Origin of the sequence: Janthinobacterium sp. 1_2014MBL_MicDiv, from assembly GCF_001865675.1 — a bacterium.
In the GTDB taxonomy this organism is placed as follows: Bacteria; Pseudomonadota; Gammaproteobacteria; order Burkholderiales; family Burkholderiaceae_D; genus Janthinobacterium.
The window spans coordinates 967,456-993,494 of the sequence record NZ_CP011319.1; the positions used below are offsets into that span (position 1 = coordinate 967,456).

Below are 26,039 nucleotides of genomic sequence, written 5' to 3' on the forward strand. Positions count from 1 at the left end.
CTCTCTCACACCAAGGACAGGCATGACTGACGCAACGATACCCCATTTACTCCTCAACGATGGCCGGCGCATCGCGCAGATCGGCTTTGGCACCTGGCCGCTCGACGATGCACAAGCTGAGACGGCCGTGCAGGCGGCGCTCGCATGCGGCTACCGCATGCTCGACACGGCGGCCCGCTACGGCAATGAAACGGGCGTGGGACGCGGCATCGCCGCCAGCGGCGTGCCGCGCGCCGAGGTCTGCATCACCAGCAAGCTGCGCGGCAGCGAGCACGGTTACGACAGCACCCTGCGCGCATTCGACGCCACGCTGGCCGCCCTGGGCACCGATTACCTCGACCTGTACCTGATCCACTGGCCGCTGCCCATGCGCGAGCTGTACGTGGACACCTGGCGCGCCTTCGTGCGCTTGCGCGGGGAAGGGCGCATCCGCTCGATCGGCGTATCGAATTTCCAGCCCGCCCATATCGAGCGCCTGCGGGCGGAGACGGGGGTGTTGCCTGCCGTCAACCAGGTCGAGCTGCACCCGGATTTTAGCCAGGCGGCGCTGCGGGCCTGGCATGCGGCGCAAGGCATCGTCATCGAGTCGTGGAGCCCGCTGGGACGCGGCGCCCTGCTGCAGGACGCCACCGTGGTGCGCCTGGCGCAGAAACATGGCCGTTCGGCCGCGCAAATCCTGTTGCGCTGGCATGTGCAGCACGGCCTGGTGGCGATTCCAAAGTCGCAGGACCCGGTGCGCATGCGGCAAAACCTGGCGATCTTCGATTTTGCCCTCGACGCCGATGACCTGGCGGCGCTGGCGCTGCTCGACGGCGCACACCGCCAGGGCGGCGATCCCGATACCAATCTGGAGTTGTAGTTTTTCCGTATCGTCACGGGTGGATCTGCAACAGCCGTGCGGCAAGCCATGGCGCCATGCCCCTGCGATAGCCGGCCCAGCGGATAAACGGCTGGGTTCGATTAAAAATGCCAATGGCAAAATATGTTTCTTTAATTGCATTTTGATTTCCTCAGTGATATCTTTTGTCCTATCGCAAGGAAGTGATAAAAAATATAATTAAGTTGCAATATTGAAATAATGGCTAGGGGAAATATATGAATATGACGAAACATGCAGTACTGGGACTGTGCCTCAGCGTGTCGGCCTTCGTGGCGCCGCTGGCCAGCGCCGCCAGCTGGGTCGAGATCAGCAACCCTGCCAAAGGCGGCTTTACGGTGGGTGGCAATACCGTCACCTACGGCCCTGTCGCGGCCGCCAGCGTATGGGTGTATGACGGCGCCAACCCGCCCGGCGCGCAAAGCGCGGCCGCGATCAAGTCCTTGCTCAATACGCAGTTCGGCTTGCCGTCGAGCGGCACCGGTTCGCTCGTGCTGGCCACCCAAGGCGACTTGAACAGTGGCAAGTCCGGTTCCTTCTCCGTCAATTCCAGCTTCGACTACCTGGCCATCCATTACGGCCGTGGCGAATTGCTGTTCCACTGGGACAGCCCGGTGGCCGCGAATACGCTGTTCAGTATCGGTAACTTGCCACGTGGCATCAGCAACTTCCGCGCCTACAGCTCGGTGTCGGCCGTGCCGGAACCGGCCACCTACGGCATGCTGGTGATGGGCCTGGGCCTGCTGGGCTTCATGGCGCGCCGCCGCCGCGGCTAAGTCCGATGCGCCGCTGGCGCCATGCATGAAAAAAAAGCCCGGAAACGCCATGCGTTCCGGGCTTTTTGCCTGTTGGGGCGGTTTGCCGCTTACCAGCTGTAGCCGGCCTTGGCGTAGTAGTAGCGGCCATTGAAGCCGTTCGGCGCGAAGATGCTGTATGGCTGCGTGCCGTTGACGTTCAGGTTGCCCGCGCTCGTCACCTGCGCCGGATAGCGGTTGGTGACGTTGTCGATGCCGGCCACCAGGCGCCAGTGCTTGTCCAGCTTTACGGAGCCGGACACGTCCAGCACCCATTGCGGATCATACGTCTGGTCCAGCTTGATATCGTTCTGCGGCACCGTGAAGCTGCCGTAGCGCGTCACCACGCCATGCGCATTCCAGATGCCGAAGGCGTAGTCGGCGGCCAGGCTGAACTTGTCCTTCGGCGACGCCACCGTAATGCGGTCGATGCTCTGGCGGTCGATCAGCTTCAAATTGTTGGCCGTCAGGATGGCCGGATTGTCGGCGATTTTCTGTACCGTGCTCTTGTTGTGGTTGTAGGCCACGGTAAAGTCCAGGCGATCCTTGTCCTGCAGGTCGATGCGGTAGGTGCTGACGATGTCCACGCCTTCGGTGCGCGTGTCGACGGCGTTGGTGAAGTAGCGCGCCGCGCCCACGGTCGAGCCCTGGTTTGCCAGCTGGGCCTTCAGCTTGTCATTCAGCGCCAGATTGGCCGAGAACAGGATGCGGTTGTCGATGTCGATGCGATAGGCGTCGATCGAGGTGGTGAAGTTGCGGCTAGGCTGGAACTGCAGGCCCAGGCTGTAGTTGCGGGCCTTCTCCGGCTTCAGGTCCTGTGCGCCGAGGGCGCGCGCCTGCGGCGTATTGACGGCGAAGGTGCCCGTTTCAATGGCCGTGTTGTTGCCGTTGATGACCTGGAAGTTGGTGGTGGTGATGGTGTAGTACTGCTGCGCCAGCGACGGCGCGCGGAAGCCGCTCGACACCGTGCCGCGCAGGGACAGCGCGTCCGTGAACGCATAGCGGGCGGAACCCTTGGCCGAGGTGGTGCTGCCGAAATCGCTGTAGCGCTCATGGCGCAGGGCCACGCCGCCCGACAGTTTTTTCGTCGCTTCCGCTTCCAGGTTCACATAGATCGATTCGTTGTGGCGCGAATGGCTGCCCGCGTTGGCCGGGCGGAAGCCGGAAAAGCCTTGCGCGCCGCCTGCTGTAGCGGGATTGGTAACGACGGTGATGTAGGAAGCTTCGTCGCCGGCGCCGATGCTGTATTTTTCATGGCGCGCTTCGGCGCCCACGGCCACCGTCAGCGGGCCGGAAAAGAAGGCGACGGGGAATTCGCGCGCCGCGTCCAGGTTGAATACCGTCTGTTCATTCTTCAGCGAGCCGGCATAGAAATGCGTGGGGCTGGCCGCGCCCAGCGACTGGTTGACCGTGTTGTCCAGGTCCAGCTCGAATTTGTTGCTGCCATAATTGAGGCTGGCATCCCAGCGCCAGCCGGCGGCTTCACCGCGCAAGCCCGTCACCAGCGACTGGTCGGTCAGGGTGCTGTTTTGCAGCGGCAAAAAACCTTCCGGATAGATCGGCGTGCGCTGCGAGTAGACCTTGGTCACGGGGTCCTGGATCAAGGCCGTGCGCCAGGTGGCGGCGGCCGAGGTGTCGCGCTTGCCATAGTTGCCGAAGGCATACCAGTCCAGATTGTCGTTGATGCGGTATTCGCTGTTGATGAAGACGGTGGCCGGCTTGCTTTCCGGGTCGCCATAGCGTTGGTTGACCTTGCCGTAGCGCGGTTCCAGCGGGTTGCGGAAGTCGGCGCCGGCGCGGTTGGTCGGGTCGCGCTCGGCCACTTCCGCCGAGACGCGCACCCAGCCGTCGTCGCCCAGCTTGAAGCCGGCCGAACCCTTGATGCTCTTTTGCTTGCCGTCGCGTTCCTGCGTCTGGCCATAGCCCACTTCGACATCGCCGCCGGCCGCGCCTTTTTTCAGGATGATGTTGATCACGCCGGCAATCGCGTCGGAGCCGTACTGGGCCGCCGCGCCATCGCGCAGCACTTCCACGTGGTCGATGGCGGCCAGCGGGATGGCATTCAGGTCGACGGGCGCCGAACCGCGGCCCAGCGAACCGTTGACGTTGACGACGGCCGAGGTGTAGCGGCGCTTGCCATTGACCAGCACGAGAGTCTGGTCGGGCGACAGGCCGCGCAGCTGGGCCGGGCGCACGGCGTCGCTGGCGTCGGCGCCCGTGGCGCGGGCAAAGTTCAGCGACGGCAGCAGGCGCGCCAGCACGGTAGCCAGTTCGCTGGAACCCGTGCTTTGCAGGTCGCGCGAGGTCAGGATGTCGATCGGCGATTCGGAGTCGATGGTGCGGCGGTTCTTGGCGAAGGTGCCGGTGACGACCACCGACTGCAGTTCGCCATCGGCCGGCAGCTCTTGCTGCGCTTGCGCCTGCATCGGCAGGCTGAAGCAGGCGATCAGGCTGGCGGCAAGGACGGTTTTTACGGGAAGGGCGGGAAGCTGGGAGCGGGCGGTGCTTGAACTCATCGACAATATCTCTTCGGTTAGTGTATGCGCGGACCATGGCGGTCCGATGACGAAAACAGCTTAGCAGCGGGCACTTGGCGTGCTTACGAATAGTTCTGTCTATCGATATGCAATAAATGTCTGATATGCACCCAAGTGACGCGGGTAGCGCATATGGACTCATTTCCAGCATACGACCGGGCATGGCAAGGCTGCAATGCTGCACAGCAGTAAATTGCCAGCTGTTGCGTAAATACGACTATCTGCGATGGGAGTGGGGCGTCTGGCGCGACGCTGTGCGGCGGCGCCAGACGGTATGGCGCTTACTGCCCCGGATTGGGCAGGCTGGCGTGGATGGCGTCGACGGCCGCCACCAGTTCCGGCGCCAGCGTGACTTGATACGCGTCGATATTCTGCCGCAGCTGTTCGACGCTGGTGGCGCCGATGATGGTCGAGGCCACGAACCAGCGCGAGTAGCACCAGGCCAGGGCCAGCTGCGCCGGCGTCATGCCGTTGGCGCGCGCCAGCGCCGCATACTGCCGGGCCGCTTCGATGGTGGCGGGACGGATGTAGCGGGGGCTCCAGCCGGCGGGGAAAATCGTCAGGCGTCCGCGTGCCTGCGGATCGTCGAGGTATTTCGCCGTCAGCTGGCCGAACGCCAGCGGGCTGTAGGCGAGCAAGCCGACATTTTCCCGGTGGCAGGTTTCATCGAGCAGGCTCGTCTCGAAATGGCGCGCCGTCAGGTTGTACAGGTTCTGGATCGAAACGATGCGCGGCAAGCCTTTCAGTTCGGCCTGCTTGATGTATTCGCACACGCCCCACGACGATTCGTTCGACACGCCGATGTGGCCGATCTTGCCTTCCTCGACCAGCTTGCCCAGCACGGCCAGCGTCTCGTCGATGGCGACCGAGGCGTGCTCCTTGCGCGGGTTGTACACGCTGGCGCCGAAGATGGGCAGGTTGCGGCTGGGCCAGTGCAATTGATACAGGTCGATGTGCTCCGTCTGCAAGCGGCGCAAGCTGTCTTCGACGGCGGCGCGGATATTCACCGCGTCGTGGTCGGTCTTGCCCTTGCGTATCCAGTGCATGCGCGAGTTCGGTCCCGCCACCTTGCTGGCCAGGACGATCTGCCCGCGCTTGCCGCTTTTCTTCAGCCAGCTGCCGATATGGCGCTCGGTGCTGCCCTGCGTCTGCGCGCTGGCCATCACCGGATACATTTCCGCCGTGTCGATGAAGTTGATGCCACGCTCGAGCGCGTAATCGAGCTGGCTGTGCGCTTCCGCTTCGCTGTTTTGCTCGCCGAACGTCATCGTGCCCAGGCAGATCCGGCTTACTTCCAGGCTGCTCGTGCCCAGCTTGATCTTTTCCATGACCTTGCCTTAGCGGGCCTGCTTGCCGCGCAGCGCGCGCGCGCAATCCTTGATCAGCGCGGGGCCGGCGTAAATCAGGCCGCTGTACAGCTGCACCAGCTGCGCGCCCGCCTCGATCTTGGCCACGGCGTCGCTGCCCTGCATGATGCCGCCCACGCCGATGATGGGCAGGGCGTCGCCCAGTTCCGCCTTCAGCAGGCGGATCACGTTGTTCGACAGTTCAAACACGGGCGCACCCGACAGGCCGCCCGCTTCCGCGCCATGCGGCATGCCTTCCACGGCGCTGCGCGACAGGGTGGTGTTGGTGGCGATGACGCCGTCGATCTTGTGGCGCGTGAGCGACTCGGCGATGCTTTTTACCTGCTCGCCATCCATGTCCGGCGCGATTTTCAGGGCCAGCGGCACGTAGCGCTTGTGCTGGTCGGCCAGGCGCGCCTGGGCTTCCTTGAGCTGCGACAGCAGGGCGTCGAGTTCGGACGCGCCCTGCAGCTGGCGCAGGTTTTTCGTGTTCGGCGACGAGATGTTCACCGTCACATAGCTGGCATACGGGTAGACTTTTTCCAGGCACAGCAGGTAGTCGTCGGCCGCCCGTTCGATCGGCGTGTCGGCGTTCTTGCCGATGTTCAGGCCCAGCACGCCGGTGCGTTCCTGGTAAAACTTCGACGCCTGCACATTGGCGACAAACGCATCGACGCCGCCATTGTTAAAGCCCATGCGGTTGATGATGCCCTGCGCCTGCGGCAGGCGGAACATGCGCGGTTTCGGATTGCCCGCCTGCGCGCGCGGCGTGACGGTGCCCACTTCGATCGAGCCGAAGCCCAGGTCGGCCAGCGCGTCGATATAGGCGCCATCCTTGTCCAGGCCGGCGGCCAGGCCGACCGGGTTCGGGAAGGTGATGCCCATCACCGTGCGCGGGTCAAGGGCCGGCTTGCCGGCCAGCTTCGTCAGGCCCAGCGCGCTGGCGCGTTTCAGGGCAGGCAGGGTGAGATGGTGGGCCGCTTCGGCATCCATCGAGAACAGCAGCGGGCGAGCGAGGGAGTACAGGAATTTTTCGGACATGGGGCGCTTTTAGGGTGGTGCGCAGGCCGCCGGGAGAGGCTGGCGGCGCGCTGTGTAATTTGCCGTATTTTACCGTGTTCCACACGGCTGCCGGGTGTATAGTTCTTTTTGGTCTAATGCAATATTGATTCATTGCCAATTCGCATTGCGACCCTGGACTTTCCTGTTTCTTCCCTGTTCACTTACCTTATAAGCGAGACATCGATTGAAAAAGACACGCATCCTGAGCGCCATCGCGGCCGCCAGCGCACTGTTGCTGAGTCACCCGGCCCTGGCCCTGCCCAATACGCAAGACACCCGCATGCTGAGCGAACCGGCCGTCTCCAGCCGCCATATCGCCTTCATCTATGCGGGCGACCTGTGGCTGTCCAACCTCGACGGCGGCGGCGCGCGGCGCCTGACGTCCGACCTGGGCGACAAGTCCAATCCCGTGTTTTCGCCCGATGGCAGCCTGATCGCGTATAGCGCCAATATCGATGGCAATGTCGACGTGTACGTGATCGCGGCGGCCGGCGGCGTGCCGCGCCGCCTGACCTTCCACCCGGGCGCCGACCTGGCGCAGGCGTTCACGCCCGATGGCAAGGCCGTGATGTTTACCTCGCCCCGCGCCGCCTTCAACAACCGCTTCCAGAAGCTGTTCACAGTACCTGTCGCGGGCGGCGTGGAAACCCAGGTGGAAATTCCCAACGCCTCGCGCGCCACGTATTCGCCCGATGGCACGCGCATCGCCTACAACCCCCTGGCGCCCGCGTTCAAGCAGTGGAAGCGCTACCGGGGCGGCACCAATTCCTGGCTGTGGCTGTTTTCCTCCGCCGATAAATCCATCGAAAAAATCCCCCAGCCCGCCACGCGCTCGAACGACGTCGACCCGATGTGGGTAGGCGACACCGTGTACTTCCGCTCCGACCGCAACGGCGAATTCAACCTGTTTGCCTACGACGTGAAGACGAAAACCGTGCGCCAGCTGACGCGGCACGCGGATTTCCCCGTGCTCAACGCGTCGGCCGCGAACGGCAAGATCGTCTACGAGCAGGCCGGCTATCTGCACTCGTTCGATATCGCCAGCGGCCAGGCGCAAAAGCTCGCCATCGGCGTGGCCAGCGACCTGGGGCAGACGCGCCCGCGCTGGGTCAAGAATGCGAAATACATCCGCGACGCCTCGATTTCGCCGTCGGGCGCGCGCGTCGCCTTCGAATACCGGGGCGAGATCGTCACCATCCCCGCCGACAAGGGCGACGTGCGTAACCTGACGCAGACGGCCGGCGCGAACGAGCGCACGCCGATCTGGTCGCCCGATGGCCGCTCGGTCGCGTATTTCTCGGACGAGTCGGGCGAATACGAGCTGCATGTGCGCGCGCAGGACGGCAAGGGCGCGGTGCGCAAGTTCAAGCTCAATGGCAGCGGCTTCTATGACAACGCCGTCTGGTCGCCCGACAGCAGGAAGATCGCGTTTGCCGACAATGGCTGGAGCATGTACGTGATCGATGTCGGCACGGGCAAGGTGCAGAAGATCGCCACGGAACCGATGTATGGCGTCGACAAGAGCATGCGCGCCTCGTGGGCGCCCGATTCGCGCTGGCTGGCCTACACGCTCAATTCGCCCACCTACACGCGCAGCGCCTACATCTATTCCGTCGAGCAGAACAAGTCCATGCCCGTCACGGATGGCCTGTCCGACGTGGCCGAACCCGTGTTCGACAAGAGCGGCAAGTACCTGTACTTCTTCGCCTCGACGAATGCGGGCCCCAGCAACAACTGGTTCTCGCAGCAGAACGAAGACAACCTCGTGACGCGCACGGTGTGGATGGCCGTGCTGCGGCGCGACTTGCCGTCGCCCTTGATCAAGGAAAGCGACGAGGAAAAGGCGGCCAGTGCGGAGAGCAAGAAGGATACGGCGAAAGACGAGGCGGAAGCGAAGAGCGAGCCGAAAATCGATCCGAAGACGGGCCGCGACGACCCGAAGGTGACGGTGGCGCCCGTGGCGCCCATCCACATCGATTTCGACGGCATCGCCACGCGCATCGTCGACTTGCCGCTGCCGGCCGCGCAGTTCTCCAGCCTGGCCGCGGGCGCCGCCGGGCAGATCTTCCTGCTGCGCGAAAGCGACGGCAAGAAGACCGTGCAGCGCTTCGATTTGAAGGAGCGCAAGGCGGAAACCGTGGTGGCCGAGGCGGACGATTTCGAAGTCTCGGCCGACGGCAAGAAGCTGCTGTACCGCCAGAAGGAAAACTGGGCCATGGGTTCGGCCACGGGCAAGCTGCTGGCGCCGGGCGAGGGCAAGATCAAGGTCGACGCCATCGAGGTGAGGGCCGATCCGCGCGCCGAGTGGACGCAGATCTTCAACGAGGTGTGGCGCATCAACCGCGACTATTTCTATGATCCGGGCATGCATGGCGTGGACTGGAAGGCCATGCGCGACAAGTACGCTGTCTTCCTGCCCGAGCTGTCCAGCCGTGCCGACCTGAATCGATTGATCCAGTGGATGTGCAGCGAACTGGCCGTGGGCCACCACCGCGGCGGCGGCGGCGACGATTTTCTGGAGGCGAAGAAGGTGCCGGGCGGGCTCCTGGGCGCCGATTACGAAGTCAGCGATGGCCGTTACCGCTTCAAGAAGGTGTATGGCGGCTTGAACTGGAATCCGGCCCTGCGCGCGCCGCTGACGGAGCCTGGCCTGAACGTGAAGGCGGGCGAGTACCTGCTGGCCGTCGACAGCCGCCCGCTGGCGCCGCCCACCAATTTGTACAGCGCCTTCGAGAATACGGCCGGCAAGGCCATCGACCTCACCGTGGGGCCGTCGGCCGACGGCAAGGGCGCGCGCACGATTACCGTGGTGCCCGTGCCGACCGAGGATGCCTTGCGCAACCGCGACTGGATCGAAGGCAATATGCGCAAGGTCAATGCGGCCACCGGCGGCAGGGTGGCGTATGTGTACGTGCCGAATACGGCGGGGCTGGGCCACACCTACTTCAAGCGCTATTTCTTCCCGCAGGCGGACAAGCAGGCCATCATCGTCGACGAGCGTTTCAATGGCGGCGGCAGCGTGGCCGATTACTATATCGAGATCCTGCAGAAGAAGGAAATCGCCTGGTGGACCATGCGCTATGGCGCCGACATGAAGACGCCATCGGCCTCGATCCAGGGCCCGCGCGCCATGCTGATCGACGAAACGGCCGGCTCGGGCGGCGACCTGCTGCCGTGGATGTTCCGCAAAAATAACATGGGTCCGCTGATCGGCAAGGCCACGTGGGGCGGCCTGGTGGGCGTCCTCGGCTTTCCCGTGCTGATGGATGGCGGCTTCATCACGGCGCCGAACCTGGCCTTCTGGACGCGCGAAAACGGCTGGGGCGTGGAAAACGAGGGCGTGCCGCCCGACATCGAAGTCGAGCAAACGCCGGCCGACGTCATCGCCGGGCGCGATCCGCAGCTGGAAAAGGCCATCGAGGTGATCCAGGCCGAACTGGCGAAAAATCCGCCGACACGGCCTGCGCGTCCGGCGTTTCCGGACAAGAGCAAGTAGGTCGGCTTAGGGGCGAAGCGCCGTAATCCGACACCATTGTTGGCATCGCAGTGTCGGATTGCGCGCTTGCGCGCTAATCCGACCTACCCAATAATCCCAGGTTTTACATCACTATCCACTGCCCCTTGATGCGTGCTTCCAGGGGCTTGAAATTGATCTTGTAGGCCATCTTCGGGCTTTGCTCTATCCAGTAGCCCAGGTAGACATACGGCAGGCCCAGTTCCCGCGCCTGGGCGATCTGCCACAGCACGTTGTAGGTGCCGTACGAGGCGCCCGCCACGTCCGGGTCGAAGAAGGTGTACACGGACGACAGGCCATCGGCCAGCACGTCGATGATGCTGACCATGCGCAGCGTGCCGTCCGGCTCGCGGAATTCCACCAGGCGCGTGTTGACCCGGCTTTGCAGCAGGAATTGCGCGTACTGGTCGCGGCTGTCCTGGTCCATGCCGCCGCCCGCGTGGCGCGTGCTCTGGTAGCGCAAATACAGCTCGTAGTGTTCGTCGAGGAAGGACAGGGTGGCGACGCCGGCCCGCAGGTCGGCATGCCGGTTCCAGGCACGGCGCTGGTTGCGGTTGGGCGCGAATTCCTGCGCCACGACGCGCACGGGAATGCAGGCCTGGCAGCCGTCGCAATACGGGCGATAGGTAAAAATGCCGCTGCGGCGAAAACCGTTGCGCACCAGTTCCGAATACACGTCGCTGTTGATCAGGTGCGAGGGCGTGGCCACCTGCGAGCGGGCCTGGCGGTCGTCCAGGTAGCTGCACGGGTAGGGCGCCGTCGTGTAGAACTGCAGGGTGGCAAACGGTAGTTCGTTCAGGTGCGTCATGCTGATCCTGTCTGGTCTGGCCGCGGCAATGGAAGTCTGCGTGGAGATATCATAGCTTTTTTATGCCGGTGTTGCAGATTGCCAGTCGGTGATTTGCGCTGCTTCAATGGCGCTGCGCACATGGGCGAGGAAACGCGCGCGTGAAATCGGCGCCGCGCCCAGCGAGGCCAGGTGTTTTGTTTCCTGCTGGCAGTCAATCATGGCCACGCCGCGGTCCTGCAGGAAGCGCACCAGGTGCGCCAGCGCGATCTTCGAGCCATCGGTCACGCGGGCGAACATCGACTCGCCATAGAACATGCGCCCGATCGACACGCCGTACGCGCCGCCCACCAGTTCCCCGTCCAGCCACAGTTCCGACGAATGCGCGTAGCCCAGCTTGTGCAAGCCCGTGTAGCCGGCGATGATTTCGTCCGAGATCCAGGTGCCCGGGCCATCCTTGCGCGGCGCCGCGCAGGCGCGCATGACGGCTTCGAAATCGCCGTCGAAGCGCAGTTGCCAGCGTCCGTCCGTGGCGGCGCTGCGCTCGACCCTGCGCAGCGCCTTGGCCAGGCTGTCGGAGACCTTGAAGGCGTCCGTCATCAGCACCATGCGCGGGTCGGTGCTCCACCAGAGGATGGGCTGGCCCTCGGAAAACCAGGGGAAGATGCCGCGCCGGTAGGCGTCGAGCAGGCGCGCGGGCGACAGGTCGGCGCCAGCCGCCAGCAGGCCGGGCGCCTCGTCGGTGAGGGCGCGCGAGACATCGGGAAACGGGGTGTGGATATCGAGCCAGGGGATCATGCGGCGTCACAGGTGGCGGTTGGACGGGGCTTACTCGGCATCGGCGCGCGCCATCGGGCGCGTGATGTCGCCCGTATGGAAACCATAGCTGCCGCCTTCGCGCATCTTGACCCTGTCGGCGAAGAACAGCTCCAGGGTGGCGCGGATGGTGGGGAAGGCCAGGTCATCCCAGGGAATCTGCGCTTCCGTGAACAGCTGCACTTCCAGGCTTTCGATGCCCGGGGCGAAATCGAGGTCGCGCAGGCGCGCCAGGTAGAACAGGTGGACCTGATGCACGCGCTGCACGTTCAGCAGCGAAAACAGGGGGCCCAGTTCGATATTGGCGCCCGCCTCCTCCACCGTTTCGCGCTCGGCCGCATCGGACGTGGTCTCGTCGTTTTCCATGAAGCCGGCCGGCAGCGTCCAGTAGCCGTAGCGCGGCTCGATGGCCCGCTTGCACAGCAAGACCTGCAACTGGCCATCCTCTTCCCACACGGGGATGGAGCCGACCACCATTTTCGGGTTCTGGTAATGGATGGCATCGCAGTTGGCGCACACATAGCGCGGACGGTTGTCGCCCTCCGGGATGGTCAGGCTGACGGGATGGGCGCATTCGGAGCAGAATTTCATGGGCGGACTTAGGATAATGATGATGTCTAGTGTAACGCTTACTGTACACCGATTGCGCGTGGCGTGGCGTGACGGGCGGACACAATTCCAACCAGCAATTGGCCGGGCTTTTTTAATTAAATGGCTCTATTGCAGTCGAAGTGGAGATAGCTATTGCCTAAGCCGTCAGTTTGCCCGTATAATTCGAGTGCGGGGTGGAGCAGTCTGGCAGCTCGTCGGGCTCATAACCCGAAGGTCACAGGTTCAAATCCTGTCCCCGCAACCAATACCGGAAAGCCGCTGATTCTTGCAAAAGATCGGCGGCTTTTTTCATTGTTATCCGACGGCAAATTCCGGCAGGCCGGCTGCGACTGAAATTGTCAATTTACGCCCTTTACGCTGCGCAACAATCTGGTATATAATTCGCCTGCGGGGTGGAGCAGTCTGGCAGCTCGTCGGGCTCATAACCCGAAGGTCACAGGTTCAAATCCTGTCCCCGCAACCAATTCGAAGCCGCTGATTCCTCGCAAGAGGGTCAGCGGTTTTTTCGTTGTGCGCGGCCGTTCACTGCGCGGCCTGGCGCGCATACACCACCAGCCGCAAATGGCGGTCCGCATCGATGGTCAGCGAGGTGTGCTCATGGGCGATCTCTTCGCCGTCGACCAGCAGCGTGCGCACGCCCGCGCATGGCGCATGCACGTCATGGCGGCGCCACCACAGCTTGAATTCCGGCGAGACCTTTTCCAGTTCCGCGACCAGCGCATGGATGTCCGCTTCCTGCGTGGCGCGCGCGTAGTCGCGGCGAAAGCTCGACAGCATCAGCGGCGCCTGCTCTTCCCAGCCGACAAGGCGCTGGCGCAGCAGGGGATCGGTAAACAGCAGCCACAGCAGATTGCGGCGCGCGGCGGCATGCGCGCCGAAGCCGAACATGGCGTCGGCGTCCGCATTAAACGCCAGCACGTCCCAGCGCAGGTTGAGCACGTACGCCGGATGCGCCAGTTCGTGCATCAGGCGGCGCACCAGCGGCGGCACCACGCAAAACGTCTTGCCCTCTTCGGCGGGCGGACGCGCGTGCGCCAGCAGGAACAGGTGGCGGCGCTCGGCCGCATCGAGTTTGAGCACTTCAGCCAGCTTGTCGAGGAAGGCGCTGGAGACGCCGATGTCGCGCCCCTGTTCCAGCCAGGTGTACCAGGTCAGTCCCACGCCGGCCAGCGCGGCCACTTCCTCGCGGCGCAAGCCCGGAGTCCTGCGCCGTCCGCCGCCGGGCAAGCCCACGTCGTCGGGCGACAGGCGCGCGCGCCGCGCCTGCAGATAGGCGGCCAGTTCGTGGCGGGTACGGGCCAAAGTGCGCATGCTACGGTCTTTCCGGTGAGCCTGTTGCTATCAGTAATAGCATAAACAGTTAAATTGTAATTGTTTATATTGTATTCCAGAATGCCTGCTTTCTTCCTGAAGGCCATTCCATGTCCGATTATTCTTCCCCTGGCGCCGCGACGCCTGCATCCCGTGCCGCCGTGCTGCCCGCCGCCGTCCACCTGATCGCCATCGGTGCGTTTGCGCTGGGCATGGCTTCGTATGTGACGGCGGGCCTGATGCCGCTGATCGCCGGCGCGTTTGCCGTTTCGATGGCGATGGCTGCGCAGCTGGTGACGGCGTTTACGCTGGCCTACGGCCTCGGTTCGCCGCTGGCCGTGGCCCTGCTGCCGGGCCGTGCGCAGCGCGCCGGCCTGTTGTGGGCACTGGCCGTGTTCGTGCTGGCGAACGGGGCCAGCGCGCTGGCGCCCGATTTTGGCGCTTTGCTGGCCTTGCGGGCGCTGGCCGGCATCGCGTCCGGCGTGTATCTGGCGCTCGGCATCGCGGCGGCTGCGGCCGTTGCCGCGCCGGAGCAGCGTGGCAAGGCCATCGGCATGATCATGGGGGGCATGGCCAGCGGCACGGTGCTGGGCGTGCCGTTGAGCCTGTTGCTGGCCGAGCGGCTGGGCTGGGCCGCGGCACTGTGGCTGGTCGCCGCCCTCGGCGCGCTGGCGCTGGCCGGCTTGCTGTGCAGGCTGCCGGCCTTGCCGGCGGCGCCGGCGACCGCGCTGCGCCGCAGGCTGGCCTTGCTGGCCGATGGGCAGGTGCTGGTCATCTTGCTGGTGTCGCTGCTGGCTGCCATCGCCAGCCTGGGCATGTACACCTTCGTCGCGCCGCTGCTGGCATGGTCGACAGGCGGCGCCGCCCTGCCGGTGACGCCGTTCCTGTGGGCCTGGGGCCTGGGCGGCATCGCCGGCAGCATGCTGGTGGGATACTGGGCCGACAAGGTGGCGGCGCCGACGCTGACGCAAACCATCCTGTTGCTGCTGGCGCTGGCCTTGTGCGCGCTGCCGCTGGCGGCGGCGTGGTCGGCCTGGCTGATGCTGGCGCCGATCGTGCTGTGGGGGGCGGCCGGCTGGGCCCTGCAAGTGCCGCAGAACCAGCAGCTGCTGGCCGTGCGCGCCGCGCAGGGCGATGGCAACCTGGCCATCGCCCTCAACGAGTCGGCGCTGTACCTGGGCAGCGCCATCGGCGCCGCCAGCGGCGGCCTGTTGCTGTTGCTGGACTGGCCCATGTGGCTGCTGGCGGCCGGCGCCGCCGTGGTGGCCGCCGCCGCGCTGCTGCTGCAGTTATGTCACGCGCGCAGCGGCTAAGCCTTCTTCGCCAGCTGCATGGCCACGGGCAGGGCGCGGATGCGCTTGCCCGTGGCGGCGAAGATGGCGTTGCACAGGGCCGGGGCAATCGGCGGCGTGGCCGGTTCGCCCACGCCGCCCAGTTCCATGTCCAGCGTGCCGGGCACCAGGTGCGTGTGGATCACGCGCGGCGCGTCGGCGGCGCGCAGCACGGCGTAGTCGTGGAAATTGCTTTGCTCGACCCGGCCATTCTTGAAACTGATCTCGCCGCTCATGGCCAGGGACAGGCCCATGATGCAGGCGCCCTCGATCTGCGAACGCACGCGGTCCGGGTTGATCTGCGGACCGCAATCCATGGCGATGTCGACCCTGGGCACGATGACTTCGCCGGCCGCGTTGACTTCCACCTCGATCACGGCCGCCACATAGGTGACGAAGCTGTAGGACACGGCCAGGCCCAGGCCCCGACCCTTGGGCAGCTTGCGGCCCCAGCCCGCCTTGGCGGTCGCCAGCTCGATCACGTGGCGCATGCGGCCTATATCCACCGGATATTTTGCCGGGTCCTCGCCATAGTTCCAGCCGTCCGACAGGTCGGCCGGGTTGATCTTGCGCGCGGGGCCCAGGAGCGCCAGCAGGTAGTCGCGGTGGTCGCGCCTTGCCGCATGGGCCAGTTCGGCCGTGAACGACTGGATGGCAAACGCGTGCGGGATGTTCGACACGGAACGGAACCAGCCGATGCGCGTGTGGGCCGGCACTTCCGGCACCTCGACGCGGATGTTGGGAATCGCATACGGCACGTTGATGGCAGACATGCCCAGCTCGGACGCCGACTGCGTCTTCGCGTCCAGCGCAAAGGTCGAACTGATGGTGGGCGCAGCCGTGCGGTGCAGCCAGGCCGTCGGCATTCCCTTCGCGTCCAGCGACGCTTCCAGCCGTTCGACGGACACCGTGTGCAGGTAGTCGTGCTGCAGGTCGTCGTCGCGCGTCCACGTCAGCTTGACGGGCGCGCCATCCATGGCCTTCGACAGCAGCGCCGCCTCGACGGCGAAATCGGGCTTCGACTTGCGCCCGAAGCCGCCGCCCAGCAGGGTCACGTGCACGGTGACGTCGTCGAACGCCAGGCCCAGCGCCTTGGCCACGTTGCTGCGCGTCGCCTGCGGCGCCTGCACGCAGGCCCACACTTCCGCCTTGCCGCCGGCGATGCGCACGGTGGCGGCGGGCGGCTCCATGGTGGCGTGCGCCAGGTGGGGCAGGTAATATTCAGCACTGAGCTTGCGCGCGGCGGGGGCGGCGGCCAGGGTAGCCACGGTCTTGCCCTGGTCGCGCGCCGGTTTCGCCGGCTGGCGCACGGCCGCTTCCAGCGTCTCGCGGAAGGCTTGCGAATCGTAAACGCCATTCGGGCCGTCTTCCCATTCCAGCACCAGCGCTTCGCGCCCCTTGATGGCGGCCCAGGTATTTTTCGCGATGACAGCAACGCCGCCCAGCGGGTTGAACATGGCGGGCGGCGGACTGCCCGCCAGTTCCACGATGCGCAGCACGCCCGGCACTTTCAGGGCCGCCGTCTTGTCCACGCTCTTCAGCTTGCCGCCAAACACGGGCGGCCTGGCGATGACCGCATACGCCATGCCATCGAGGCGCGTGTCGATGCCGAAGTGGGTGTTGCCCGTGACGATATCGTGCAGGTCGATGCCGCGCGTGCTGGCTTGCCCGATGTAGCGCAGCTCGCCGGCCGCTTTCAGGCTGATGCGGGCGCGCGGCGGCACGGGCAGCCTGGCCGCTTCCTCGGCCAGGGCGCCGAACGACAGCGTGCGCCCGCTGGCCGCATGCACGACCGCGTGGTTGACGGCTTTCACCTCCGTGACGGGCACGTCCCAGCGCACGGCGGCCGCCGTTTCCAGCATCAGGCGCGCGGTGGCGCCCACGTGGCGCATGGCGCGGAACGAGTGGCGCATGCTGCGCGAGCCGTCCGTGTCCTGGCTGCCGTAGCGCGCCTCGTCGGCGGGCGCCTGTTGCACGCGCACCTGGGCCCAGTCGGCGCCCAGTTCATCGGCCGCCACCATGGGCAGGCTGGTACGGATGCCCTGGCCCATTTCGGAGCGGTGCACCACGATGGTGACGATGCCGTCGGTGCCGATCGACAGGAATACCAGGGCGTCGTCGACCACGCCGCCAGCCATGCGCGCGCCGCCGTATTTGACGGCATCGGCCGCCATCACGAGGCCGGAAGGACCCGCCACCAGGGTCAGGCCGGCCAGCGCGCCGGCGGCCTTGAGCCAGCTGCGCCGCGCGGGCGAATGTGCGGCAGGAGTGTCATGGATGCTCATTTGGCCGCTCCTTTCGCGCCGATGCTGGCCGACGCCTGCTTGATGGCCGCGTGGATGCGCGTGTAGGTGCCGCAGCGGCAGATATTGCCGCTCATCGCCTCGCGGATCTGCTGGTCGTTCGGTCTCGGCGTCTTGTGCAGCAGCGCCGTGGCCGACATGATCTGCCCGGCCTGACAGTAGCCGCATTGCGGTACGCCGTGTTCCTGCCACGCCTGTTGCAGCGTCAGGCCGACCTGGTCCTCGCCCACGGCTTCGATGGTGGTGATGCGCTTGCCGGCGGCGGCCGAAATCGGCGTCACGCAGGAGCGGATGGCCTCGCCGTCCATGTGCACGGTGCAGGCGCCGCACAGGGCCATGCCGCAGCCGAATTTGGTGCCGGTCATGCCCAGTTCGTCGCGCAGGGTCCACAGCAGGGGCGTGTCTTCAGGCAGGGCAACGTCGTGCTGCTTGCCATTGATGGTCAGGGTCGTCATGGTTATTCCTCGGAGTGGGATGGTACGGGGACGCGTGACGGCCATCCGCCAAATGGATTAGCTCATCAGTACGGGATGGTAGCACCAGCCGCCCTGCGCTGCAGGAGATGGGGCCGGTGGCATACTGCGGCTTCTGATATCGGAGTTTTCCATGGCACACATGACACCGGCACAAGGCTTGCCGGATATTCTCGCTCCCGGCTTGCAGGTAGTTTTTTGCGGTCTCAATCCCGGTGTGGACGCGGCGGCGGCCGGCCATCATTTTCTCGGCCGCGGCAACCGCTTCTGGCCGGTAGTGTACCTGGCCGGCTTCACGCCGCACCTGGTGGCGCCGCAAGACGATCGAAGCGTGCTCGCTTTCGGGCTGGGGTTGACGGCGGCCGTCGGGCGTCCCACAAGCCGCGCGGACCAGGTGGGGACGGACGAATTCGCGCAAGCGGCGGCGGGCCTGCTGCACAAGCTGGCATGGGTGCGGCCGGAGTGGGTCGCCTTCCTCGGCAAGGCCGCCTATGCCGCGATGACGGGGAAACGCCAGGTGGACTGGGGCGAACAGCCGGAGCGCTTCGGCGGCGCGCGCGTGTGGATACTGCCCAATCCCAGTGGACTCAACCGCGGCTATTCGAAGGAGCGGCTGGTCGACGCGTATGCGGAATTCAGGCGCGCTCAGCAGACATCCAGCTGACGCGCGCAGGCGCGGCGTGACGAGCGGGAAAGGCGCGCAGTTTCAAGGGCAGCGGCGCCTGTCCCTTGTGCAGCAGGCTGACGGGCGATGGCGCTCAGCCCTGCCTCAGCGAGGTGCTTCGAGCTGCGCGTAGACGGCGTTGGCGATCTTGCCCAGCTCCTGCTTGGGCAGGCCGGCCGACAGCGCGTAGCCGAGCTGGCCGTCGATCCAGTAAAACACGCTCAGTTCCTTTTCCTGCGTGTAGCGGAACGCCGTTTCCTGCCTGCCGGCCCGCTCCTTCGCCACATACAGGGTCAGGCGCTTGCCGCCGCCATCCTCGTACATGAATTGCGCCACGGGGCCGTCGCCGTCGCCAGGCAGCAGGCGACCGCCGATCAGCTGGTAGCCGAGCGGCGACAGCACGGGCGGCCGCAGCTGCGTGCCCAGGCGTTTCGACAGCCATTGCACCAGGTGGGCTTCCTGTTCCGCGCCCACTTCCACCGGGTGGCGCACCTCGGGCGTGTAGACGGCGTGCGCGATGGCGGCGCTGCGCGCCAGGGAAACGGAGGCGCTGGCGCTGGCCGTCGGGCCGTCGCTGCCGCCGCGCAGCAGCCAGCCGCCCGCGCCGCCAGCGACCACCAGCACGATGGCGGCCGCCGCCTGCATGGCGTGGCGCTGCCAGGCGCCGTTCGCCGCTGGCGCTGGCGGCGCGGTGGCGCTCAGCAGGGCTGCCGGCAAGGCTGCGTCCAGCACGGGATCGAACAGGGCGCGCAATTGCCGGTTCTGTTCGCGCCAGGCGTCCACCCTGGCGGCATCGTCCGGATGCTGGCGCAGGTGCGCTTCGAGCGCCGCGCGCTGTTCCTCGGGCAGCACGCCATCGGCCAGGGCATGCAGTTGCGCTTCGCTGATGGCTTGCGTATTCATTTCACGACTTTCAGGGTGGGCGCGCTGCCGCTGGCGGGACGGCCATCGAGCAGGGCGCGCAGTTTGTCGCGTCCCCGCGACAGGCGCGACATGACGGTGCCGACGGGGATGTCCAGGGTGGCCGCCACCTGCTCATACGGCATCTGCTCGAGCGCGACGAGCAGGATCACTTCGCGCTGCCCCAGCGGCAGGCGGGCCAGCGCCGCATCCATCTCGCCGATGGCGATCGACTGCCCCGGCGCCCGCTCCGGCGCGGGCAGCAGGGCGTCATCGTCGATATCCTGCAGCGCCAGACCGGGACGGCGCAACTGGTCCACATGCAGGTTGTGCATGATGGAAAATAGCCACGGACGCATCTCGCCGCCGCGCTGCCATTGACCGAGCTTGCGCCAGGCCCGCTCGACGGTATCCTGCACCAGGTCGTCCGCGTGCACATCGCCCGCCAGCGCGCGCGCATAGCGGCGCAGACCCGGCAGGCAGGCTTGCAGCGCGCGGCTGTCGTCAAATGCGGTCATCGTGGCGGCGGGCCGGGATGCTCAGGGCTTGACGATGTGCCACACGTTCTTGAAATTGTCGCCGGCCACGTCGCCCGGCTTCTTGTCTTCCTTGTACAGGTACAGGGGCTTGCCCTTGTAGGTCAGCTGCATGGCGCCATTGTCTTCGCGCTTGATGCTGCCGTACGGGGCGGCGGGTGCCGCTTCGGTGGCGATGACGGCGGGCCAGGCGACCAGGCAGCCGCCGCTGCAGGCGCTCTTGCCGCTGTCGGCGACATCCTTGTCGAACACATACACGGTCATGCCGCTGGCATTGACCAGCATGCCGTTGGCGGGCATGACGTCGGCGGCGAAGGCGAGCGGGGCGGACAAGGCGGTGAAAAGGGCGGTGGCGGCAAAAGTAGTAAAGCGCATGACGGTCTCCTTGAGGTTGTTGGGGGCTTGCAAGGGATAGACGCCTGCCGCCCGCCGTTTATTCCCGCTCGGGCGAACTATTTTTTTCCGCCGCGTGCAGGCTGGCCCACAGGTGGGCGGCCGCCATGGTGCGGTGCGGCGCGTACTGGCGCAACCACTGCTCCGTGCGCGCCATGTCCGGCTTGCTCTCTTCGCCGAGCAGCTTTTGCAGGGCGGCGCGGATGGCCACGTCGCCGTGCAGCGAGCAATCGGCATAGCCGTAGCCGCGCAGCAGCGCGTAATTGACGGTCCACGGGCCGATGCCCTTCACGGCCAGCAGCGCCTGCGAAATGGCCGCCACCTCGCCCGATGCGTCCAGCTCCAGCGACAGTTCGCCGTCGTCGACGAGACGGGCCAGGCGCAGCACGGTTTCGGCCTTGGCGCGCGAGAATTTGCGGCTAGTCAGATCTTCGACGGCCAGCCGGGCCACGTCGCGCGCCTCGGGGTAGCACCACAGGCCGCTGCTGTGCCGGCGCCCGGCCTGCAGAATGAACGTGCGGCGCAGGGCGATGGCGAATGGCAGGTTGATTTGCTGGCCGATGATGGCCCAGGTCAGCGCCTCGAACGGGCTGGCCGATTGCACGATGCGCAGGCCCGGGTTGACGCGGACCAGGGGCGCCATCAGCGGGTCGCCCGCCGCCAGCTGCGCGAACGGCTGCGGGTCGATGCGCAGGCCGAGGATGTTGAGCAGGGCGCCGTGCAGCCGTTCCCGCAGGCCCGCATCCGCATCGCCATCGATGTCGGCGCGGCAGATGGCCGCATCATCCGTGAACGCCACGTCCAGCACGACGGCGGCGCCGGCAAGCAGGATGCCCTTGCGCAGGCCCGTGGCGGTGACCTGTTCGGCCACGGCTTCCGCATCGCGGCTGTGGAAGGCGATGACGTCGTCGCGGCGGTAGCCGGCGGGCAGGGGGAGGGTCCAGTGCAGCAGGGTCATGGCGGTCCGAAAATCAGGGAAAGTATCACGGTGGCGATGCGGGACGCATCCTGTTTCTTGCTGTCTGGCACTAGCGCGCGCAGATGTCGGGCGTGGGCGGCGTCAAGGCCGCCGCGTGCTGGATCTGCAGCGTCTCGGGCACGCCATTTTTCACGGCCGTCAGTTCGGCCAGGATGGAAATGGCGATCTCGGCCGGCGTCTTGCTGCCGATGTACAGGCCGATGGGCGCGTGCAGGCGCGCCAGCTGCGCGGCGCTGACGTCGAACTGCAGCAGCCGTTCGCGGCGTTTGGCGTTGTTGGCGCGCGAACCGATGGCGCCGACGTAAAAGGCCGGGGATTTGAGCGCTTCCATCAGGGCCAGGTCGTCGAGCTTGGGATCGTGCGTGAGGGCGACGACGGCGCTGCGGCTGTCGAGCTGCAGCTCCAGCACAAGGTCGTCCGGCATGGCGTGCAGCAGCGGCACGCCCGGCACGTTCCAGCCGCCGCGGTATTCCTCGCGCGGGTCGCAGACGATGACGTGGTAATCCATGGCCGTGGCGATTTGCGCCACGAAGCGCGACAGCTGGCTGGCGCCGATGATCAGCAGACGCCAGCGCGGGCCGTGCTGCGTGGTCAGCACCTCGTTTTCCAGGGTCAGCGCGGCGCCCGGCGCGGCGCGCCGCAGGGTGACGGCGCCGCTGCGCAAATCCAGGCGGCGCTCCACCAGTTCATGGGCTTCCAGGCGCGCCAGCAGCTCGGCCACCTGGCTGTCCGCATGCAGCGGTTCGATGGCCAGTTCGATGGTGCCGCCGCAGGGCAGGCCGAAACGGTGCGCCTCGTCGGCGCTGATGCCGTAGCTGACGATTTCCGGCTGCGTGCGCACGATGCCGTGCACGCGCACCGTGTCGATCAGGTCATCCTCGATGCAGCCGCCGGACACGGAACCGACCACCGTGCCATCGTCGCAGATGGCCAGCGTGGCGCCCACGGGGCGGGGGCTGGAGCCCCAGGTCTTGATGACGGTGACCAGCTCGCAGCGGTGCCCGGCGGCGAGCCAGGCGGCGCTGGTTTTCAGAACTTCAAGGTCGATGCTGTCCATGGGGCGCGAAGGTGGAATGCCGCGTGATGGCGGCGAACTATGGAATATACTACGCGTTCACCCAGCCTGCAGAAAGACGCTATGCCGCTAGAGAATCAACCGGAAGACGATGGCAATCCCAAGTTCGGCAAGCTGCTTGTCGTGCTGTTCCTGGCGGTGGTGTTCTGCGCCATCCTGACCTGGGTCATGGGCGCCTACTTCCCGAACTTCCCTGGCGCCTGAAGCAGCATTTGCTGTTCCAGGCGTCACGCTGATTACGGTTTCAGCGGTTTCTTCGCCGCCTGCTTCGCGCGCACGTCGATGACGGCGCGGTTGATGGCGGCCATGCGCGAGTTGGTGCCCGGATGCAGGGCCGTGTAGCCGTTGGCGACCGTGGCCGGCACTTGCGTGGCCAGGCGCTGCCAGAAGCGGGCGGCGTTGTCGATGTTGTAGCCGGCGCGCGCCAGCAGGTAGATGGCCAGCGTGTCGGCTTGCACGTCGAGTTCCTGCGGCATGGCCTTGATGCCGGCGGCGCCCGTCAGCATCGAGACGTCGGGCTGCACGGCGCCCAGGCTGTCGATGATGCTGCCGGAGGTGCCGGCCGTGCGCTGGCTGCGCGCGTGGTCGAGGATGTTGTGCGCCATTTCGCGGGCGATGACGAAGGCGATGCCTTCGTCATTTTGCGCCGCATTGACCATGCCGCGCGTGAGCATGATGCGCGAGCCGTCCGAATACGCATTGATATTGTCCGCATTGCCCAGGGCGACGCGGAAGGCGCAGGCGCGCGTGACGGGAATCTTCAGGTCCTGCTGTTGGCCGTCGCGGGCGATGGTCATGTTCAGGCTGGCGCTTTTCGAGGCCAGCGGGCCGACGATGGCGCCGAACGGGCCTTCCGCCTTGGGGCCCGAGGGCAGCGGCTTGCCTTCGGCCGCCAGCAAGCCGTCGCCCTTGCGCAAGCCTGCGCGCGCGGCGCCACTGCCCGGCAGCACGCCGGACACCTGCATCTGTTCGCCGTAGCCGAGCGCCGCCTGCGCCGCGTCGGCATAGATGCCCGGATACGAATACTTGTTCTGTGCCGTGAAGCCCAGCAGGTTGCGCGCATACGTCTTGCACAGATCCGCATTGTTGATCAGCAGGGGCGCCGAGACTTTCGACAGCCGGTCCTGCAGGGCCACCATCTTCACCAGCTCGTCCTGCGCCGCCTTTTGCTGCGCCGTCAAGGCCGGCGCGTCGGGCGCCGGCACGACATTGAACGGACCGCTGACAGTCGTCGCCGGCGTGGTGCAGCCGGTCAGGATGGCCGCGCTGGCCAGCAGGAGGGGAGTGGCCAATCGGCGCAGCGAAGTCTGGGCTGAGATCAGATGGCGGAAACCTGGCATAGACTATTCCTTCTTGTAACTCCTGACAAAACCTGCTGCGCGGCGCGATTTGCGGCCTCCGATGCTTACTGTGCATACGCACAGCTCCGCGTCCCGGCCGCAACTTACATCCGCTCGCTACGGTTTGTCAGTCGCTGTTAATGTTTGCCGGTGCTGCCGAAACCGCCAACACCGCGTTCGCTGTCGCCGAATTCCTCGACGACGTTAAAGCCCACTTGCAGCACCGGCACGATAATCAGCTGCGCCAGGCGCTCCATGGGATTGAGCGTGAATGCGCTCTGGCCCCGGTTCCAGGTCGATACCATCAGCTGGCCCTGGTAATCGGAGTCGATCAAGCCTACCAGATTCCCCAGCACGATGCCGTTCTTGTGGCCCATGCCGCTGCGCGGCAGGATCATGGCCGCATACGAGGGGTCGCCGATGTGGATCGCCAGGCCGGTGGGGATGAGCACGGTCTGGCCGGCTTCGATGGTGATGGGTGCGTCGATGCAGGCGCGCAGGTCGAGGCCCGCGCTGCCCGGGGTGGCGTAGGCCGGCAATTGTTCCTTCATGCGGGCGTCGAGGATTTTGATGTCGATATTTTTCATTGAAGCTTTACGATAAAACGGATGGAGGTTTATTTGAGCAGCGAATTCCTGGCGATGCGCTTGGAAATTTCCGAAATCAGCTGGCGTGCCAGGTTCAGTTTCGAGGCGCGCGGCAGCACGGTATGGCCGTCCTCGTCGAAGAGGATGATGGTGTTGTCGTCCTGGCCAAAGGTGTTCTGGCCGATATTGCCGACCAATAGGGGGATGCCCTTTTTCTCGCGCTTGGTCGAACCGAATTCCACCAGGTTTTCCGATTCGGCGGCAAAGCCCACGCAGTACGGATAGCCTGCCAGGTTGGTGCGCGCCGCCACGGTGGCGAGGATGTCGGGATTTTGCGCGAACTGCAGTTCCGGCACGGAGCCGTCGGCCTGTTTTTTCATCTTCTGCTCGCTGGCGTTGACGACACGCCAGTCGGCGACGGCGGCGACGGCGACGAAGACATGCTGGCCATCGACGTGGGCCAGCACCGCATCATGCATCTGCTGCGCGCTTTGCACATTGATGCGGCGCACGCCAAACGGCGCATCGAGGGCCGTCGGGCCGGAAATGAGCAGCACTTCGGCGCCCGCTTCGCGCGCCGCGCGCGCCACCGCATAGCCCATCTTGCCCGAGGACAGATTGGTGATGCCGCGCACGGGGTCGATGGCTTCGAAGGTGGGGCCGGCCGTGACCAGCACGCGCTTGCCCGCCAGGACCTTCGGCTGGAAGGCGGCGATCAGCTCCGTCAGGAGCTGTTCCGGTTCCAGCATGCGGCCCAGGCCCACTTCGCCGCAAGCCTGTTCGCCGGCGGCGGGGCCGAAGATGGCGATGCCGTCGTCGCGCAGCTGCTGCACATTGCGCTGCGTGGCGGGGTTCTGCCACATTTCCACATTCATGGCCGGCGCCACCAGCAGGGGCAGGTGGGCCGGGCGGGCCAGGCACAGGGTCGACAGCAGGTCGTCGCACACGCCATGGGCGAGCTTGCGCATGAAGTCGGCCGAACACGGCGCGATCAGGATCGCGTCCGCATGGCGCGTCAAGTCGATATGCGCCATGTTGTTGTCGATGCGCGCATCCCACTGGCTCGTGTGCACGGGGTGGCCGGACAGCGCCTGCATCGTCACGGCCGTGATGAAGTGGCTGGCCGCATCCGTCATCACCACCTGCACCGAGGCACCCGCCTTGGTCAGGGCGCGGCACAGTTCCGCCGCCTTGTAGCAGGCGACGCCGCCCGAGAGGCCCAGGACGATTTTTTTGCCGGACAATTCCATGCTGTTCTCCCGCTGTATTGATTGCTTGTCTGAGTTACTTGTTCACGCGGCGCAGTTCATCGATGACGAACAGGGCCGCGCCGATGCAGATGGCGCTGTCGGCGATATTGAAGGCGGGGAAATGGCCCCAGCTTTTCCAGTGGAAGTCGAGGAAATCGACCACGTGGCCGTACATCAGGCGGTCGATGGCATTGCCCAGCGCGCCGCCGAGTATCAGCGCCAGGGCCCAGCAGAACATGCGCTGGCCGGCGTGCTTTTTCAGCAGGTAGATGATGTAGATGGCCGCCGCCAGGGCGATGCCGGTGAAGAAATAGCGCTGCCAGCCGCCCTGGTCGGACAGGAAGCTGAACGCGGCGCCCTTGTTATACGCGAGCACAAGGTTGAAATACGAGGTGATGACCATTTCCTGCGCATAGCGGAAGGTCTTCAGGATCGTGATCTTGGTGATCTGGTCGAACAGGATGACGATGGCGGCGATACCCAACCATGGCACCAGCGACGACGAGGATGACGATTTCGATGAAAAACGGTTTTTAGTGGCCATATTTTTCC

Annotated in this window: 24 protein-coding genes and 2 tRNA genes; 8 read left to right on the forward strand and 18 right to left on the reverse strand. The window is 65.6% G+C overall.

From position 1 onward, the window contains the following. Positions 1-22: 22 nt before the first annotated feature. Both YQ44_RS04235 and YQ44_RS29465 read left to right on the forward strand, forming a co-directional pair. The gene (locus tag YQ44_RS04235; protein WP_071322316.1) at positions 23-859 is read left to right on the forward strand and encodes an aldo/keto reductase; all 837 of its coding nucleotides are present in this window, start codon (positions 23-25) and stop codon (positions 857-859) included. A gap of 236 nt (positions 860-1,095) precedes the next feature. Beyond that, a complete protein-coding gene (locus YQ44_RS29465) occupies positions 1,096-1,653 on the forward strand; it encodes a PEP-CTERM sorting domain-containing protein (RefSeq protein WP_071322317.1) in 558 nt (185 codons plus the stop codon). Positions 1,654-1,742: 89 nt separating this feature from the next. Here YQ44_RS29465 and YQ44_RS04245 read toward each other — a convergent pair whose 3' ends face one another. From YQ44_RS04245 to YQ44_RS04255, 3 genes are all read right to left on the reverse strand, one after another. Further along, positions 1,743-4,187 carry a TonB-dependent receptor plug domain-containing protein gene (locus YQ44_RS04245; RefSeq protein ID WP_071322318.1) on the reverse strand — a complete coding sequence of 815 codons (2,445 nt, stop codon included), beginning with the start codon at positions 4,185-4,187 and terminating at the stop codon, positions 1,743-1,745. Between the two features lie 302 nt (positions 4,188-4,489). After that, positions 4,490-5,536 (reverse strand): aldo/keto reductase, encoded by a 1,047-nt coding sequence (locus YQ44_RS04250; protein ID WP_071322319.1) that lies wholly within the window; start codon positions 5,534-5,536, stop codon positions 4,490-4,492. Positions 5,537-5,545: 9 nt separating this feature from the next. Further along, a complete protein-coding gene (locus YQ44_RS04255; RefSeq protein WP_071322320.1) occupies positions 5,546-6,595 on the reverse strand; it encodes a quinone-dependent dihydroorotate dehydrogenase in 1,050 nt (349 codons plus the stop codon). Positions 6,596-6,800: 205 nt separating this feature from the next. Between YQ44_RS04255 and YQ44_RS04260 the strand changes: the two genes are divergently transcribed. Beyond that, on the forward strand, positions 6,801-10,112 hold the full coding sequence (locus YQ44_RS04260; RefSeq protein ID WP_071322321.1) for a S41 family peptidase: 3,312 nt from the start codon (positions 6,801-6,803) through the stop codon (positions 10,110-10,112). 103 nt (positions 10,113-10,215) lie between these two features. On the opposite strand, the gene YQ44_RS04265 is transcribed toward YQ44_RS04260, so the two are convergent. From YQ44_RS04265 to YQ44_RS04275, 3 genes are read right to left on the reverse strand one after another with little or no spacing between them, the layout of a single operon-like run. Further along, positions 10,216-10,938, reverse strand: coding sequence for an arginyltransferase (locus YQ44_RS04265; RefSeq protein ID WP_071322322.1), 723 nt, complete (start codon positions 10,936-10,938; stop codon positions 10,216-10,218). A gap of 60 nt (positions 10,939-10,998) precedes the next feature. Next, positions 10,999-11,715, reverse strand: coding sequence for a leucyl/phenylalanyl-tRNA--protein transferase (gene aat / locus YQ44_RS04270; protein WP_071322323.1), 717 nt, complete (start codon positions 11,713-11,715; stop codon positions 10,999-11,001). Positions 11,716-11,745: 30 nt separating this feature from the next. Beyond that, positions 11,746-12,324 (reverse strand): NUDIX hydrolase, encoded by a 579-nt coding sequence (locus YQ44_RS04275; RefSeq protein WP_071322324.1) that lies wholly within the window; start codon positions 12,322-12,324, stop codon positions 11,746-11,748. Between the two features lie 188 nt (positions 12,325-12,512). On the opposite strand from YQ44_RS04275, the gene YQ44_RS04280 reads away from it, so the two are divergent. Then, positions 12,513-12,589: transfer RNA gene (locus YQ44_RS04280), tRNA-Met, on the forward strand. A gap of 142 nt (positions 12,590-12,731) precedes the next feature. Beyond that, a tRNA-Met gene (locus YQ44_RS04285) sits at positions 12,732-12,808 on the forward strand. Positions 12,809-12,867: 59 nt separating this feature from the next. Here the strand turns inward: YQ44_RS04285 and YQ44_RS04290 are convergent. Next, positions 12,868-13,656 carry a helix-turn-helix transcriptional regulator gene (locus YQ44_RS04290; protein ID WP_071322325.1) on the reverse strand — a complete coding sequence of 263 codons (789 nt, stop codon included), beginning with the start codon at positions 13,654-13,656 and terminating at the stop codon, positions 12,868-12,870. Between the two features lie 110 nt (positions 13,657-13,766). Between YQ44_RS04290 and YQ44_RS04295 the strand changes: the two genes are divergently transcribed. Beyond that, positions 13,767-14,969 (forward strand): MFS transporter, encoded by a 1,203-nt coding sequence (locus tag YQ44_RS04295; RefSeq protein WP_083411641.1) that lies wholly within the window; start codon positions 13,767-13,769, stop codon positions 14,967-14,969. On the opposite strand, the gene YQ44_RS04300 is transcribed toward YQ44_RS04295, so the two are convergent. Together YQ44_RS04300 and YQ44_RS04305 are read right to left on the reverse strand one after the other, a co-directional pair. Beyond that, a complete protein-coding gene (locus YQ44_RS04300) occupies positions 14,966-17,272 on the reverse strand; it encodes a xanthine dehydrogenase family protein molybdopterin-binding subunit (protein ID WP_071322326.1) in 2,307 nt (768 codons plus the stop codon). The two genes, YQ44_RS04295 and YQ44_RS04300, sit on opposite strands and share 4 nt — an antisense overlap. Beyond that, a complete protein-coding gene (locus tag YQ44_RS04305; RefSeq protein WP_071322327.1) occupies positions 17,269-17,745 on the reverse strand; it encodes a (2Fe-2S)-binding protein in 477 nt (158 codons plus the stop codon). Before YQ44_RS04305 ends, YQ44_RS04300 begins: the two co-directional genes overlap by 4 nt. A gap of 151 nt (positions 17,746-17,896) precedes the next feature. Between YQ44_RS04305 and mug the strand changes: the two genes are divergently transcribed. Beyond that, positions 17,897-18,427, forward strand: a complete 531-nt coding sequence (mug, locus tag YQ44_RS04310) for a G/U mismatch-specific DNA glycosylase (RefSeq protein ID WP_232251049.1) — start codon at positions 17,897-17,899, stop codon at positions 18,425-18,427. 105 nt (positions 18,428-18,532) lie between these two features. Here the strand turns inward: mug and YQ44_RS04315 are convergent, their stop codons facing one another. From YQ44_RS04315 to YQ44_RS04335, 5 genes are all read right to left on the reverse strand, one after another. Then, positions 18,533-19,330, reverse strand: coding sequence for an anti-sigma factor family protein (locus YQ44_RS04315; protein ID WP_071322328.1), 798 nt, complete (start codon positions 19,328-19,330; stop codon positions 18,533-18,535). Beyond that, positions 19,327-19,845, reverse strand: a complete 519-nt coding sequence (locus YQ44_RS04320; protein WP_071322329.1) for an RNA polymerase sigma factor — start codon at positions 19,843-19,845, stop codon at positions 19,327-19,329. Before YQ44_RS04320 ends, YQ44_RS04315 begins: the two co-directional genes overlap by 4 nt. 21 nt (positions 19,846-19,866) lie before the next feature. Continuing rightward, a complete protein-coding gene (locus tag YQ44_RS04325; RefSeq protein WP_071322330.1) occupies positions 19,867-20,238 on the reverse strand; it encodes a COG4315 family predicted lipoprotein in 372 nt (123 codons plus the stop codon). A gap of 58 nt (positions 20,239-20,296) precedes the next feature. Then, the gene (locus tag YQ44_RS04330; RefSeq protein ID WP_071322331.1) at positions 20,297-21,214 is read right to left on the reverse strand and encodes a DNA-3-methyladenine glycosylase family protein; all 918 of its coding nucleotides are present in this window, start codon (positions 21,212-21,214) and stop codon (positions 20,297-20,299) included. Positions 21,215-21,284: 70 nt separating this feature from the next. Then, positions 21,285-22,292, reverse strand: a complete 1,008-nt coding sequence (locus YQ44_RS04335) for an XdhC family protein (protein ID WP_071322332.1) — start codon at positions 22,290-22,292, stop codon at positions 21,285-21,287. 81 nt (positions 22,293-22,373) lie between these two features. Between YQ44_RS04335 and YQ44_RS29265 the strand changes: the two genes are divergently transcribed. Then, positions 22,374-22,514: a hypothetical protein gene (locus YQ44_RS29265; RefSeq protein ID WP_198043872.1), complete on the forward strand. Its 141-nt coding sequence runs from the start codon at positions 22,374-22,376 to the stop codon at positions 22,512-22,514. 32 nt (positions 22,515-22,546) lie between these two features. Here the strand turns inward: YQ44_RS29265 and YQ44_RS04345 are convergent, their stop codons facing one another. From YQ44_RS04345 to lspA, 4 genes are all read right to left on the reverse strand, one after another. Continuing rightward, complete coding sequence (locus YQ44_RS04345; RefSeq protein ID WP_071322334.1) at positions 22,547-23,650, reverse strand: M48 family metallopeptidase; 1,104 nt, start codon at positions 23,648-23,650, stop codon at positions 22,547-22,549. A gap of 137 nt (positions 23,651-23,787) precedes the next feature. Continuing rightward, positions 23,788-24,237 carry a dUTP diphosphatase gene (dut, locus tag YQ44_RS04350; RefSeq protein WP_071322335.1) on the reverse strand — a complete coding sequence of 150 codons (450 nt, stop codon included), beginning with the start codon at positions 24,235-24,237 and terminating at the stop codon, positions 23,788-23,790. A 29-nt stretch (positions 24,238-24,266) separates the two neighbouring features. Beyond that, positions 24,267-25,487 (reverse strand): bifunctional phosphopantothenoylcysteine decarboxylase/phosphopantothenate--cysteine ligase CoaBC, encoded by a 1,221-nt coding sequence (gene coaBC / locus YQ44_RS04355; RefSeq protein WP_071322336.1) that lies wholly within the window; start codon positions 25,485-25,487, stop codon positions 24,267-24,269. 34 nt (positions 25,488-25,521) lie between these two features. Then, positions 25,522-26,031: a signal peptidase II gene (gene lspA / locus YQ44_RS04360; RefSeq protein ID WP_071322337.1), complete on the reverse strand. Its 510-nt coding sequence runs from the start codon at positions 26,029-26,031 to the stop codon at positions 25,522-25,524. Between the last annotated feature and the right edge of the window lie 8 nt (positions 26,032-26,039).